16 protein-coding genes are annotated in these 13,490 nt (G+C 65.4%); 4 read left to right on the top strand and 12 right to left on the bottom strand.

Going from position 1 to position 13,490, the window contains the following annotated elements; translation table 11 throughout:
* The first annotated feature begins 382 nt into the window (after nt 1–382).
* Nucleotides 383–901: a hypothetical protein gene (locus tag AC1DBQ_RS16365; protein ID WP_476929510.1), complete on the top strand. Its 519-nt coding sequence runs from the start codon at nt 383–385 to the stop codon at nt 899–901.
* 7 nt (nt 902–908) lie between these two features.
* Complete coding sequence (locus tag AC1DBQ_RS16360) at nt 909–1,298, top strand: hypothetical protein (RefSeq protein ID WP_476929509.1); 390 nt, start codon at nt 909–911, stop codon at nt 1,296–1,298.
* A 96-nt stretch (nt 1,299–1,394) separates the two neighbouring features.
* Here AC1DBQ_RS16360 and AC1DBQ_RS16355 read toward each other — a convergent pair whose 3' ends face one another.
* From AC1DBQ_RS16355 to AC1DBQ_RS16325, 7 genes are all read right to left on the bottom strand, one after another.
* Nucleotides 1,395–2,021 carry a hypothetical protein gene (locus tag AC1DBQ_RS16355; RefSeq protein WP_476929508.1) on the bottom strand — a complete coding sequence of 209 codons (627 nt, stop codon included), beginning with the start codon at nt 2,019–2,021 and terminating at the stop codon, nt 1,395–1,397.
* 89 nt (nt 2,022–2,110) lie between these two features.
* Nucleotides 2,111–3,982 carry a hypothetical protein gene (locus tag AC1DBQ_RS16350; RefSeq protein WP_476929507.1) on the bottom strand — a complete coding sequence of 624 codons (1,872 nt, stop codon included), beginning with the start codon at nt 3,980–3,982 and terminating at the stop codon, nt 2,111–2,113.
* Between the two features lie 191 nt (nt 3,983–4,173).
* The gene (locus AC1DBQ_RS16345) at nt 4,174–6,003 is read right to left on the bottom strand and encodes a hypothetical protein (RefSeq protein WP_476929506.1); all 1,830 of its coding nucleotides are present in this window, start codon (nt 6,001–6,003) and stop codon (nt 4,174–4,176) included.
* An 88-nt stretch (nt 6,004–6,091) separates the two neighbouring features.
* The gene (locus AC1DBQ_RS16340; RefSeq protein ID WP_476929505.1) at nt 6,092–6,358 is read right to left on the bottom strand and encodes a hypothetical protein; all 267 of its coding nucleotides are present in this window, start codon (nt 6,356–6,358) and stop codon (nt 6,092–6,094) included.
* 5 nt (nt 6,359–6,363) lie between these two features.
* Nucleotides 6,364–6,963: a hypothetical protein gene (locus AC1DBQ_RS16335; RefSeq protein ID WP_476929504.1), complete on the bottom strand. Its 600-nt coding sequence runs from the start codon at nt 6,961–6,963 to the stop codon at nt 6,364–6,366.
* Between the two features lie 53 nt (nt 6,964–7,016).
* Nucleotides 7,017–7,535 carry a hypothetical protein gene (locus AC1DBQ_RS16330; RefSeq protein WP_476929503.1) on the bottom strand — a complete coding sequence of 173 codons (519 nt, stop codon included), beginning with the start codon at nt 7,533–7,535 and terminating at the stop codon, nt 7,017–7,019.
* Nucleotides 7,535–8,068, bottom strand: coding sequence for a hypothetical protein (locus AC1DBQ_RS16325; protein ID WP_476929502.1), 534 nt, complete (start codon nt 8,066–8,068; stop codon nt 7,535–7,537). Before AC1DBQ_RS16325 ends, AC1DBQ_RS16330 begins: the two co-directional genes overlap by 1 nt.
* Nucleotides 8,069–8,236: 168 nt before the next feature.
* Between AC1DBQ_RS16325 and AC1DBQ_RS16320 the strand changes: the two genes are divergently transcribed.
* Both AC1DBQ_RS16320 and AC1DBQ_RS16315 read left to right on the top strand, forming a co-directional pair.
* Complete coding sequence (locus AC1DBQ_RS16320; protein ID WP_476929501.1) at nt 8,237–8,944, top strand: helix-turn-helix domain-containing protein; 708 nt, start codon at nt 8,237–8,239, stop codon at nt 8,942–8,944.
* A complete protein-coding gene (locus tag AC1DBQ_RS16315) occupies nt 8,937–9,788 on the top strand; it encodes a Fic family protein (RefSeq protein WP_476929500.1) in 852 nt (283 codons plus the stop codon). The genes AC1DBQ_RS16320 and AC1DBQ_RS16315 overlap by 8 nt, the downstream gene beginning before the upstream one ends.
* A gap of 7 nt (nt 9,789–9,795) precedes the next feature.
* Here AC1DBQ_RS16315 and AC1DBQ_RS16310 read toward each other — a convergent pair whose 3' ends face one another.
* The 5 genes from AC1DBQ_RS16310 to AC1DBQ_RS16290 form a co-directional block, all read right to left on the bottom strand.
* Complete coding sequence (locus AC1DBQ_RS16310; protein ID WP_476929499.1) at nt 9,796–10,296, bottom strand: hypothetical protein; 501 nt, start codon at nt 10,294–10,296, stop codon at nt 9,796–9,798.
* Between the two features lie 53 nt (nt 10,297–10,349).
* A complete protein-coding gene (locus AC1DBQ_RS16305) occupies nt 10,350–11,558 on the bottom strand; it encodes a hypothetical protein (RefSeq protein ID WP_476929498.1) in 1,209 nt (402 codons plus the stop codon).
* Between the two features lie 135 nt (nt 11,559–11,693).
* Nucleotides 11,694–12,884, bottom strand: coding sequence for a hypothetical protein (locus tag AC1DBQ_RS16300; RefSeq protein WP_476929497.1), 1,191 nt, complete (start codon nt 12,882–12,884; stop codon nt 11,694–11,696).
* A gap of 118 nt (nt 12,885–13,002) precedes the next feature.
* Nucleotides 13,003–13,215: a hypothetical protein gene (locus AC1DBQ_RS16295; RefSeq protein ID WP_476929496.1), complete on the bottom strand. Its 213-nt coding sequence runs from the start codon at nt 13,213–13,215 to the stop codon at nt 13,003–13,005.
* A gap of 149 nt (nt 13,216–13,364) precedes the next feature.
* Nucleotides 13,365–13,490: integrase core domain-containing protein (locus AC1DBQ_RS16290; protein ID WP_476929511.1), on the bottom strand; the 126-nt coding region annotated here is incomplete at its 5' end.

The following is a 13,490-nucleotide window of genomic DNA, read 5'->3' as shown; positions in this document are numbered from 1 at the left end:
GTGCCCCGTTCCCCCTCCGCCCCCGAGGCCTGGAAATCAGTGGCGAAACGGCCGGCGGGAAACACAGGGTCGGCGGCGGTCAGGAGCCCAATGATCTGCCGGTGGTTCGGGACCATCGCTCTCCCCCAAGCGTCGGATACCGCCGTTGAAACGCGGCCTTGTCCGCCAACCTAGCACGCACAATGACTCGCTTGAGCGGACGACTGAGAATTGTCCCGCGTCATATCGGCTACCGGGGGCTGACAAATAACCCTAAGCATGCTTAGGCTGGTGATGAGCGAACGGATGGCCTGCACCTGCCGGCCGCATGGAAGAGGGTCCTTGGGGGCCCCTCTTCGTGTGTCCGGGGAGCCGCCGGGCCGGCGCCGCACACATGGTGCTCATGAAGATCACCGCCTCCATGAACCTGAAGCCCCAGCACATTCATCTCGACCTGGCTACGGGAACCGTCGCCCCGAACAAGCCCTTGGATGTTGTGTCCGGCGACCCCGAGGGGTTGAGCCCGGCCGACTTCCTGCCGGTCATCGAAGAGACCTTGGCCTCTGAACCGGAGGGCCGGCTGGCCATCTCGCTGGAGCTACTGCGCCTTAGCGAGAACCCCACCGACGCCGGGATCGACTCGGTGTGGCAGTACGTCCGTGAGACCGCCCCAGACATACTCACCGGTCAGCTAGCCGAGGACGTGGCGGCCCTGAACCGCGCCATCGACATCATCGCCGGCCGGGTGCTGCTCAACGGTATGACGTACTGGAACCTCCAGTGCAACATCGGCGGTCTGGGACGGAGCATCTATGACTTCGAAACCGCAGAGCCCGCCCGCAGGATCGTCCGCCGCATTATCGCCGCCGTCCCGGAGCTGGCGGCCGACATCGCCGGCCTGCCACCCGTGATCCCGTTCTAGGAGTCCCATGAACACCGAACCCCTCGACGTCATCAAGTCCCGGATCGAGGCCGACCCGGCCGCGCGGTTCGCGATCTCCCTGGACCGGCTCGCCTACGCCAAGGACAACCACGTGCTCGGCACCGACCTGGTCCGCACCTTCGTCCGCCGGAACCAGCCGGCCACGCTCGATGGGCAGCTCAAGGAGGATGTCGCACTGCTGCGCCGCGGCATCCGGGCCCTCACCGGCCGGGACCAGGTCCTCGGCGGCCGCTACGGCGAGTTGGCCGTGACGGTCCGGGACGCCGGCGGCTCGGTGTTCGACTGGGTCACCGACGCCGAGGCCCGGGACGTCGTGCTGCGCATCGGTGCGGCGGACAAGGGCCTGGCGCGCCGGATCGCCGCACGGGCTGCCTGACTTAGCGCAGGCCGGCGGCGGTAGGGAGCGGCTAATCTGGCACGAAACACCTGCAGCAAGGGGCGGTCCGCTGGCGGCCCCTTTCCGCTTTCCGGATCAGGGGATCTCGCGTTCGCTGCGACGAGCCCAGACGAAGGCACCGGCTGCGACCAGCAGCAGGGCTACGGTGGCCCCGGCAATCACCAGCGCGGCCGGACCCGTATCCGAGGATGCTTGCGACACCACGGCCGGAACATCGACGGAAGGGGAAGCCGAGGGAACCTGTGCTGGCGCCGACGGGGCCTCAGCGGCTTCGGCCGGTCCCGGCGTTACCGCCGCGGCTGCCGGTGTACTGGGGGCTGTCGGCGCCGGAACCGTGGGTGCGGGTGTCTCCACCGGAGTCGGAGCCGGCACCTCCCCGGCAGGTTTGAGCACTCCCCCGCTGGGGTCAAGGACGATCCCGGCGGGGTCGGGCTCACCGTCGGCGCTGGCAGTGGCGCACGCGTCTGCGTCGTTGAAGTAGACATGCACGTAACCTGCCGGGCACACGAACGGGTCCGGCGTGGCGACGTCGGTCATGTCCGGCTCTTCGTAGGCCTTGTCGGTCGGGCTGACCGTCGGATCTTCCGTGGAATGGTCGCCGGTGGCCGTCTCGGCGGTCGCGGCCGGGGCTCCGGTCAAGGCAAGCAGGGCCGCCGCGGTCAGCACTACAACCAGGGCCGAGATCTTACGTAGGGGATTCATACTGTTCTTTCATGGCTGCGCGGCAGCCTGGAGGGACCGGCCAAAGTTCCCCGGGCCGCGTCATGCCGGGCGCCCGGGGAAGCCGTGGGTTAGCTGGCGATGCGCGCCGCGCTGGTCCGGGAGACGGTCGTGTAGCCGAGCCGGGAGCCGGTGACGCTGACGGTGAGCTTGGTGCCTTTGTCGGCGGTCCGGACCTTGTAGGTCGGCTCCGTGGCTCCGGAGATCGTGACGCCGTTGCGCAGCCAGCGGTACGTGAAGGCGGTGCCCCAGGTCCAGGTGCCCCGCTTCACGGTCAGGACGTTCCCGGCCGTGACGGTGCCGGCTATCGTCGGCGAGGCCGCAACCAGTGCCGCAGCGGCGACCTTCGCCGGGGTGTTGACCGTCTGGGTTGTCAGGATCTTGCCTTCGATCGTGGAGGTGACTCTGGCGGAGATTTTCTTGCCGAAGTCTGCCCCCACCAGGGTGTAGTCGCTGCCGGTCGCCCCGGCGATCGGGGCGCCGTCGCGCAGCCACTGGCGGGACTCTTTCACCACCCTCATGTCATAGCGGGTCCAGACGCCGGCGTTGACGGTTAGTGTCTCCCTCACGGTCGCTGTGCCGCTGATGGCCGGGGCTTTGGTCTGATCCGGGTCATGCATGCTCAAGGGCTTGGGTGCGATGACTTTAATGCGGGTCGGGGCATAGCCTGGGGCCGAGACCGTCACGAAGACGGAGACGATCTGGTTAAGTTGGAACCTGCCCGGGGCGTAGCTCGGGCCGGCGTCCCACATCCTTCCGTCCGGCAGCATCCAGTCGTAGGTGAACGTCAGTTTCTCGGCCGGTTCGGACCAGGTGCCGGCCGTCACGGTCATCGGCGTGCCGGTCATGAAGGACCCGGTCAGGACGGGCTTGGTGACGTTCCTCAGCGGCTTCAGCTCGACACCTGTGCCCGCGGCAGCCGGCACGGCGACCGCGTTGGAGTAGGAGGTGCCGTAAGACCAACGCCTCGTGCTGTGTGTCTCCACGACCAGTGTGTGCCCCTGGTCCTCGGCAGTGATGCTGCGGGTCATCCCGGTGGCTCCGGGAATGAGGACACCGTCCCGCAGCCAGGTGTAGGTGTGCCCGATCGGTTCACCCGGCCCGGTGAAGCCCTGCCAGGGAATCTCGTCGACGGCGGTGAGGACGTCCCCGAGCCCGGTGTTGCCGGTGACCACCGTGCCCGGGGTGGGGTTGAATTCGGACACGCCCCTCGGGAGCGAGGTCCGCGTGGCCGGTGTGAACCCGGGAGCGTGGCCGGTGATCCTGACGCTGAGCAGTCCCGTCGAACCCCATCCCGTGGTGTCGAACATTTTCGCGGTGGCACCCGGGATGGGCTCACCGTCGCGAAGCCACTGGTACTGGAAGTAGATGACCGGCGCTCCCGAAAACGACCCGGGCATGGCGATCACGAGGCGGCTGGGATCGTCGAGGCTGGTGCCTTCACCGACCAACTGGAACGAGACGCCCGATGCCTGAATGGAGGGAACGGCGGCGCCGGCATTCGTGACGGGGACGGTTTTGGTGGACTGTAGGGTCGTCCTGGCGTAGCCCGAGGCTGTCGCCGTGGTCTTGACCCGGATGCCCTTGCCGAGGTCCGCCTCGGTGAGCAGGTAGGTCGGGCCGGTGGCGCCGAGGACCGGCACGTCGTTGCGCAGCCACTGGTGCGTGAAGGTGGCGTCCGCGGGATCCCAGGTGCCGTCGACAACGGTCACGGTGCTGCCGACCTGGAGGGCTCCGCTGATGCCGGGCCGCGGGCCTGCGGCGGCGGTGTCGACCAGCAGGGCGTAGCCCGCTCCGTTCTCGGCCGTACAGAATTTGACGGAGTCGACGACGGGACCGCAGGGGTCCGCCGTCAATGAGGCGTGAGCCGGCACGGCGAGGCCCGCAAGCGAGAGCGCGGCGAGTGCCCCGGCGATGCCGAGACGGATGGTCTTGTTTTTCAATTGTTCCCCCAAAGTCGTCGGGCCGGTCCCCCCGGGCCCATGCTGATAGTAGCGCCCGTGACCGGTTTGCGACTACGTCGCTGCAGTTCAGGGTGCAGGATTGACGGCGTAACCTCACGGGGTCACCAATGAGGGCAACGGTGCCCGGGCGACGCGCGGACCCTTTGCTTCGCACCAGGTGAGGACCGCGTTCAGCGGGCGAAGTACGCTCCGCTGGTCTGGGTGACGGTCGTATAGCCGAGCCGTGAGCCTGTGACCTCGACGGTGATCCTCTTGTCCCGGTCGGCCGTCCGGACCTTGTACGTCGAAGACGTGGCCCCGGAGATCGGGACGCCGTTGCGCAGCCAGCGATACTTGAACGAGGTACCTTGAGTCCAGGCGCCGGGCCTCGCGGTTAGGACTTTCCCAACCTTGACGGTGCCTGAAATCGTCGGCTTGGCAGCCTTCAGGAACGCCGTCGCAACACTCCCCGCCCCGACTGTCTCTGTTTTAAGGACTCTGCCGTTGAGCGTGACCGTGTGGCTGACGGATATGCGCTTGCCGACATCCTCAGCCCGCAGGTGGTAGGAACCACCGGTTGCGCCCTTGACGGGCACGTCGTCGCGCAGCCACTGCCAAGTCCCGCTCAGGCCCGCAGGATAGTCGGACCATTCACCGCCGGACACCTCAACTATCAGCCCCATTCTCAGGACCCCGTTGATGGAAGGGCTCTTCGTTTGGTACGGGTCAGCTGCGGTCACGGGCTTCTGCGCAGTAACTTTCACCCGGCTGGTGGCGTAGCCGGGTGCGGAGACGGTCACGAGGACGGTGATAGTCGAGCCGACGTGGGTGTTGTTTGGGACGAACGAATCGCCGCCGGACGAGACCTTCCCGTCCGGGGACAGCCAGTCGTAAGTGATCGTCAGGTTCTCGGCCGGTTCGGACCAGGTGCCGGCCGTCACCGTCATGAGAGAGCCGGTCACGGAGTTGCCTGTCAGGACCGGCCTGGCGACGTTCGTCAGCTGCTTCAGCTCGACGTCCGCGGGGACCGGCACTGCCGCCGGCACTGCGATCGGACGGGAGTAGGCGTCGTACCTCGAAGTGTCGGTCATCAGGACCAGGGTGTGTCCCTGATCCTCGGCGGTGATGGTGTAGGTCAGCCCCGTGGCCCCGTCGATCTCGGCGCCGTCACGCAGCCACTTGTAGTGGTGGGCATAGGCGGTCTCGCCACGGGGGATGTATACCTGCCACGGAGCGGTGTCTGTGCCGGTCAGGACGTCCCCGACGCCAGTGCCGCCCGCGACTATGGCGCCGGGGGTCGCGTTTTCGGGATAGACGGCCACTGGCGTTGAGGTGCTGGTGGCCGGGTCGTACCCGGGAGCGTAGGCGGTGACCCTGACGCTGAGCGCCGCCGGAGGGGCCCAACCCGTGGTGTCGAACGTTTTGCCGGTGGCCCCGGGTATCGGCTCGCGGTCACGCAGCCATTGGTACAGGTACAGGCGGCCCTTGGGGCCCAAGGAGAGAGGCTCGGCGATCACGAAGTTCGTGGTGCTTTTGGTTGTGACCTTCACCTGCAGGATCTGGATGGTGGGGACGGCGCCGGCGGCGGCCGTGACCGGCGCGGACTTGGCGGACTGCACTGTGGTTTTGGCATAGTCCGGTGCTGTCGCCGTGGTCTCGACCCGAATGCCCTTGCCTAGATCCGACCGGGTGAGGGTGTACGTGGTGCCGGTGGCGCCGAGGATCGGCACGTCGTTGCGCAGCCACTGGTGCGTGAGCATTGCGCCCCAGGGGTCCACGGGGCCGTCGATCGCGGTGAGCGTGTTGCCAACGAGCAGGGCGCCGCCGATAGTGGGCCCGGGGACGGTGACGGCGCTGTTGACCAGCACGGGGTAATGGCGCCCGTCCGGGGCCAGACAGATCTTGACCGAATCAACCAGCGGGCTGCAGGGATCAGTTGCTGCCTGCGCCGGAACCGCGAGCCCGGCCAGCAGAGCGGTGAGTGCCCCGGCGGCGGCGAGACGGATGGCTTTGTTGTTCAATTGTTCCCCCAGGTCTTTGGGCCGGTTCCCTGGCCCCTGCTGATGATGCTACTGCCCACCAGGCTCTTCGTCGTTATGTTTCCGCAGTTCAGGGCGCTGGAATGGGTGTGTAGCGTTCCACCGACCACAGGTCCGCGGCCAACGCGGCAGGAATCCAGGACCCGTGGTGCACGTCCCCGCCCGGGGTCACGCTGGTGACCCGCCAGAGGCTCGTGTCGGAGAGCACGGCAATGATCCGTTCACCGCGTGCATTCACGTACTGCAGGGCGGTGCCGGGGCTCTCGGGCAGGTCGGCCTGGGACCAGCCGGCCTCCGGCGCTTCAACGGTCGGTTCCTGGAGGGCTGTCTGCGGCATGACCATCATTTCTTCGGTTTGGGGGCAGGGGCAGTATGGGCCGGCGCAGGCGCGGGGGTGTCGCTGCCGGTGTCGCGGTGCTGCGGGCTGACGGCCGCGCACAGCAGGAACAGTACGACTGACACTCCGATGGCGGCTGCGATGTGTTTCCTGGAGGACAGCCGGGCCCAGGAGCCGCGGCCGGTCGTGATCGTGTAGAGGGCCGTCAGGAGGATGAAGACGCCCACGACGAAGAGCCCTGTTCCGAATCCGCCCGCGATGCAGCAGATGATGAAGATGAGGCCCAGGGCGCCGCCGGTGATCTTCGTGGAGACGCCGGCAGGCGGAACCGGTGGAGGCTCCGCGTCGAACACGGGCGGCTCGACGGCGGCCGGGTTGTCGTCCGCCTGCGTGTCGGAGCCGTCCTCATCGGGGATGTAGAACTCCTTGGTGAAGTCGCTCATGAGCTTCTCGTACTTCGGGGCGCCGTCCGGGACGTCGGCTGCCGGGTCGAAGGAGCCGCTGAAGTCGAACACGTCATCGTCCCCCGCCGGCGCCGGACCCGAGTACGACGGACCGGAATAGTTCGGGGTCGGGCGGGGGCCGGAGGGGATCGTGAAGTTCATCGCCTCCCGCGGCTACCGGGAACCGACCGTCCGGCTCTACTGATTCACGGCCGCTAAGGCTTCCGTTGGATCTCGGCGTTCAGCAATAAATCAAAGCTCTCAAGCCCGTAGTCCGGTGGGGTGAGCACAGCTACGACGCGGGTCGCCTCGTTTGCCGCGCCGGGCACCAATTTGAGCTCGAGTCCTGGCACGCCGTTGATCTGCAGCGGAATCTTTCCGCTGTACTGGATCAGTTGCTGCAATTTCCAGGCAGAAATTTGGGCGTTGGGGTCGCCGGTCAGTTCAAGGATGGAGCCGTTGACCCGCGCCGTCAGCCCGGCCAGGAAGGCCTTTTCGCGCCTCACCTTGGGGACGACCGCAGCTGCAGTGGCGGCGGTGGCAATAACGGTGCAGACAAGCACCAGGACGAAGAAGTTCCTCAGCGGCTCAATGAAAAGCATCAGGGGCAAGCACACGAGACAGGTCAGGAAGCCGGCACCGAAGAAGAGGGCTCCGGAGCCTTTGGATGGCTGCCCTGTCCATTGGTGGGCGCCAAACCCGGTCACGTAGTGTTCGTTGGGCTGCAACGGCATTATTGGTCCCCCTTCAGTTCGAGCAGCGCCTCGGCCAGGACGACGGCCTCGCGCGCTGCCTTCAGGTCGTCGCGCAGGCCCGCATCCGGTGTCATGGCGGCGATGCCTTCTGCGGTCCCGGCAAGACCCTGCACGGCCCTGCTGAGCTTCTCCCGCTCCTCCGCAACCCTCTGGGACGAGGTCAGCTTGTCCCTGCTGAGTTGAAGATCATGCAAGGGCCCGGCGATCTCGTCTATACGGTTCTGGACTGCCGACAAGCGTGCGCCCACGTGTTCGCAACGGGACCGAAAGACTGACTCCATGTTGATTGCGACCGTGTGGAGTTCCCCGAGACTGGAACGGCCTGCCGCCTCCCGACTACCGAGGAGGCCTTCCACCCGGGTCCGGCGTTCAGCCCACTGCCTGTATCCGTGTTCATTGTCTTTCAGCGCTGCCGAGACAATCGACCGCACATGGCCGAGGGCGTCCTGCCGCTTCTTGAGACTGTCCGCGGCCGCATTGAGCCGCTCCAGGAATTCCGCGTAGTTGTCCATGGGCGTACTGGTCGATTCCTCTGAGTCGGCTGAACGTTTTCTGAAGTCTAAGGGCTGCCGGTGACGATCGAGGGTAAAAGCATATATGCAAAATACGACCATATATTGCATATATGCAAAACTGGTCATAGTGTTGCTTATATGCAAAACATTGTCCAAGATGCGATCATGGGGTCACGCTTCAACCGCCGCGAGCTGGCCCGCCGGGCGGGCGTCTCCGCATCCACAATCACGCGGATCGAAAAGGGAGACGTCGACCCGACCCTTGGCATGGCAGCGCGCATTCTCGCCGCCGCCGGGCTGCAGCTGCCGAGACGCGCAGAGCCACTCTGTGACATCGACGCCCTGCACGCAGCCCGCAGAATCCTCGACGGCACGACAAGTGATCCGGCAGCGGACGGCGGGCTGGCTGGGACCCTGATGCGCTGGGCCAGCCCGGACGAAGAGCCACACCCCAGGGCATTGGCCCGGGAGGCCGCCACCGCCGCGCCTCCGCTGCTGCGCCCCGCAGTGGTCACGACCACCAGTGACTGGAACTTTCTGCGCATTTGTTCCGCCGCCGCGGCGACCCGGAAGGGCTGGGCTGTCAGTGGCGCCCCCGCCGCCACGCGGATCGGCGCCGCAGAACAGAACGGCCCGCTGATCCTCTACGTTGAAGAGCCTGGCCGCGTGGCATCCATCATCAGCCGGCCCGGAGCGTCGGCGGTCGACGTGATCCTGCTGCCGTTCGACGGCACGAGCGAAAACGGGGCCTGGAACGACGAGGGTGTCGTGTGGGCGGACCCGATCCAGATCATCTTGGACTGCTACGGCATCCCCGAAACGGCCACCATGGCCGATGAACTCACAAGCGACTGGGAGCAGAACAATGGCTGAATCTTCACGCTGGGCAGTCGGTTCCAACCAGTACAAGAAGCGACCAGGCCGGACCCGCCCTGCTGAACCGGCGCCGGACTTGCTCCGCCCGGCAACCGAGGAACAGCTTCGCGAGCTGGGCTTCGCCTGGGACTCATCCTCCGTGCCCTGGGACGTCATGCCATCCATGGAGGTCCAGCGCGCCGTCGCCCGGTTCGAAGGCCAGCTGGCCGGCCACGTCTGGGATGCCGCAGCACTCGAAGGCAACCCGTACACGCTCCCGGAGGTGCAGACGCTGCTGGAGGGCGCCACCGTCGGGGGCCGCCGACTAGAGGATGAGCAGCAGGTTCTCGCCCTGGCGGCGTCCACCCGGATGCTTCACGACATAGTCCAGGACGGAACCTTCGTGGCCGGCAAGGAGATCTCCGACCGGCTGCACGGGGTCGTGGCACCGCACGAGGCCATCGAGGCGGGGCACTTCCGTGGCGAAGGGTCGGTCCGTGGCGGCGGGACAGTGAACCTCGGTGAGGCCGGCACGTTTTATGCCACGGGCTGCGAAGACGGCGGAGAGGAACTCCGAGCCGAGTACGACCGGGGCCTGGCCTACCTGTCCGCTATCGAAGACCCGGTGGAACGGGCCGTCGCCTACTTCTGCTTCGGCACGCGGCACCAGTTCTACTTCGACGGCAACAAGCGAACCTCCCGGCTGATGATGAACGGGATCCTGATGAGCTCAGGCCACGACGCGATCTCAATCCCGTTTAGCCGGCGCCTGGAATTCAACCAGAGCCTGGTCATCCTCTATGCCGATGCCAACGCGACGCCGCTGATGCAGTTCATTGTCGGTTGCCGGCCGGAAGTCTGACCGGAGCCTAGCCGCCCATGTCGGCGGAGAGGGCGTGCCGGCTCCGCCATAACAGAACCAACACCGCCGCTGCCGTAACCAGGGTTCCCGCCAGCGAAGGGATAAGGATGTCCGGGCTGTAGCTGACGGAGCCCACGTCCGCCAGGCAGAGGAGGATGGCCAGGCCGGTGAAACCGGCCGCCAGGAACGGCACCGCCCGCCGGCGGCCGCGGCGCCCGGCCAGCATGGAGACCCCCAGGGAGATGTTTCCCAGTGACGATACCAGGTACAGGGCCGCCAGGATCGCGAAGCCGGTGGATCCGGTGGCCAGGGCGACAAACCAGGTCGGGAAGAAGTGGACGAGCTCCACGAGGGCCAGGGCCATCGAGAAGAGCCCCGCAGCGGTGCGCGTCCCGGAGGCCGGGGGCCGCGGCACGTACGGCGGGAACACGATGACGGGCTGGAACGGCAGCGGCGGCCGGTAGTCGTCCGGCAGCCCCGGCCCGGCCTGTGTACTGTTCCCGGACATCGCTCCCCCATCCTTGCGGCCTGGCTGCAGACTTCAGCAGGGGTGCCACCAAATCAGCCCTTACTGAAGGCTTTGAGCGTGCCCAGGATCCCGGCGGGCTTCTTGTCCCCGTCCAGTTTCCCCGCGACGGCCGCCGCCTGGTATTCGCGCTGTTTGCGCCACCACTCGGCCACCACGGCCTTGTTGGCTTCGAGCGCTTCCTCGACTCCCTTGAAAAGATCCTCGGCGTACCGGCCCTTCTCAAAGGACAGCTCTTCGTTGTCCGGGTTTACCTCAGCGAGGGCATGGCAGTAGACGTGGTCGAGGGCATCCTGCGGGGTTTCGAGGGGGACATTTTCGACCGACCCGTCAGCGAACTTCTTCTCGACGGACCATTGGTCGGAGTGCCTTATGAGCGCCCATGACGCCCCGGTGTAAAAGTGGTGGTCGGACACCCGGATTTCCACGTTCGGCTGCGTGCTGCGGTAATACAGGCAGTCGGAGAGGAACCGCCGGAAGTTCTCCGCCCGGAACGCCGAGGACCAGTAGTCCTCGTTGACGACGATGGTCTCGCTGTCACTTTCGGTGAAGTAGCCCATGCCGCGGTTCCATACGTCGAAGTCGCCGGCGGCGTCGCTTTCGACCGCGTTGAACATGGCCTTGAAGTGCGCCAGCATCGTCGCGGACTCGTTGTCGGCCTTCTCTTGGTTGTAGATGCCGCTTGAGATGGCAGCGGTCCGGAACAATTCGGAGACCTCCGGGATGCTCGCCTGGATCGCCTCTTCCGTTGAGAAGTCGAAGATTACATCGCGCACCGTTTCTGCATCCCGTTGCAGGCCCACTTTGTTCTTCTTGACGATGAATCTCCAGACCCCCGAATAGCAGGCGAGACGCTCGTCAACTTCCGTCATACGCATGACCTGGACGTTCACCTCCATGCCGTTGCCGTTGTTCATCCTGAACTGGCCCATGCTGTGGTAAATCTCCGGCCTGACACCCAGGTTATGTATTCGTGCGTCCACTTCCTGGGCGAAATTCCGAGGGGATGTGTCGGCACGGTTGAACATGAAAGAGGACCGGCTAAAGAGTTTCGGGTCCGGATTCCGGTGACCGTCCTGCAGCCGCTTGAGCTCGGCCCGGAAGAGGTTGTTGTCCTTGATGATCGCGTCTTGTTCCTGCGCGATTTTCAGGGAGCTGTAATGGTGCTCGTACTCGCACCGCTTGAGCCATGCCCTGCACAGCTCCGCCCCGTCAGGTGCGATGTGGTACCGGTTGCTGGCCATTCGTTTCCCCCCAAAAGTTTGTAATGTCATCGGGCTGCGGCTCTTCCGCGGCCGGTCAAAAGCTCCGCCTATCCGCACAGAGCGGTGGTTCTGTGGTGACCGCCGGATCCGGTTAGGACAAAAACCAGGCCGGTTTCAGCCGAAGATTTTGAAGATACTTCCCAGCCGGGAAGCCCGTGGGCTGCCAGCTGGAGGGTGCGCGGCTTCGACCCGGACGCTGTCTGGATCCTGGTGCACGGAGTGCTCCTGCTGCTGCCGGGCGATGGCCGCTGCGTTAGCTTCCAGCGCCAGTTCGACGCCGCGCACGAGATCGAAGGCGTAGCGGCCCTTGACCAGCGCCGCCGGCTCGTCACCGGGGTCAATTTCCGCATGGTTGAAGTGATAGACGTGGTCAAGGGCATCCTGCGCCGTCTCAACGTCGACTGCCACGACCCTGCCGTCCCCGTAGATCTTCTCGATGGACCACCGACCGTCCTCCCGTTTGAGCGTCCAGGCGGCACCGGCTTCCTCACGGGTGTCGGTGACACGAATCTCCGCCTCAGGCTGGCGGCTGCGGTACCAAGGATTATCCGCAAGGAACCTTCTGAAGTTTTCCGCGCGAAAGGCCGAGGTCCGGTACGGTTCGTTGGCGACAATCGTCTCGCCGTCACTCGCGGTGAAGTAACCCATGCGGAGTCCCCACAGCCCGTAGTCGCCCGTAGCCTCGCTCTCGACGGCATTGAACATCCCCTCGAAGTGCTCCAGCATCCTGCCGGCCTCGATGTCGACCGCCTCGCCGGACGCCCCGTTCTGGAGGAGTGCGGCGCGGAACAGCCCCGCCACTGCCAGCAAGCTATCCCCGACGGCTTCTCTCGTGGAGTAGTCAAAGACCTCTTTCCACCGCAGCGATTCCGTGTTGTCAGCCGGTTCCTGCTTAACCTCGGCGGAAATCGTCCAGATCCCGACAATCCGCGCCGCCACCTCATCAACGGTGCCTGCACGGCGTATCCCGACAGCCGCCTTCGGGTCGATACCATCCTTCAGCACTATCCCGCTGTAGGCGTCGAAGAACCGCGGAGTCAGACCCTTGCTCGTGAACCACATGTCCACATCTCGGCCAAAATCCCTGGCAGTGAGCTTGTCCTCCCGATAAAAGAATATCGACGAACTCATAGACTTGAACGGCCTTGCAGTCTTGATGAGGCCACGGAGCCGCTTCACCTCTGCACTGTGGGTGTGGATGTCATGGGCAGATTCCAGAGAGTCGTAATGGTCCTCGAACGGGCACCGGTCCGAAGTGCAAGGCATCGGCCCGGCATATGCGATGTGAAATTGGCCCTTAGCCATTTGTCCCCCCAATAAGTATTTCGTGATGCTGCCGGCCACAGTTCTCCCATGGACCGGTCAAGCCCTGCTCAGCCTATCCGGACAGATCGGCCGTTCTTTGTTGCCCGGCCGTGGCGTCCTACCCGTTCGTTGCCTTCAGGAAGCGGCGGTCGGCCATGACGGTAAGGACCCGGTCGCGGTCGTTCTCCGAGGTGAAACGGATCGTGAGTTTGCCGTCCTCCGTGGTTTCGATGGCGGCGACGCTGTAAACCGCGATACCGCAGGTCGTGCGTGGCCATCCTTCCCGGTATCGGGGCACTAGGCCCAGCGTCTGATCCGTTGACGGCGTCACCACCGACATCCGGCATGCCATCACTCAGGCACGCGAGGACATGAACCAGTACGGCGAGTGGTCTTACTGTGCCTGTGACGGCTATCCGGGTAACGGGGATCCGGACAAAGTGGGGCCGTCTTACGTCCTAGCTGTACTCAGCCAAGAGGTTAGTTACATCTGCTGATGGGTGGTCGTCCTCCGAGGGCGCTGTGGTTGCGGCGGTGGTTGTAGAAGTCTAGCCAGCCGGTCAAGGCGTGTGTGCGGTGGTCGCTGGAGTTGTAGGCGTTCTTGTA

Source organism: Arthrobacter sp. 10T413_2, assembly GCF_056394205.1.
Note: the sequence above shows the minus strand (reverse complement) of the source record. Positions and strands in the feature narration are given on the sequence as shown.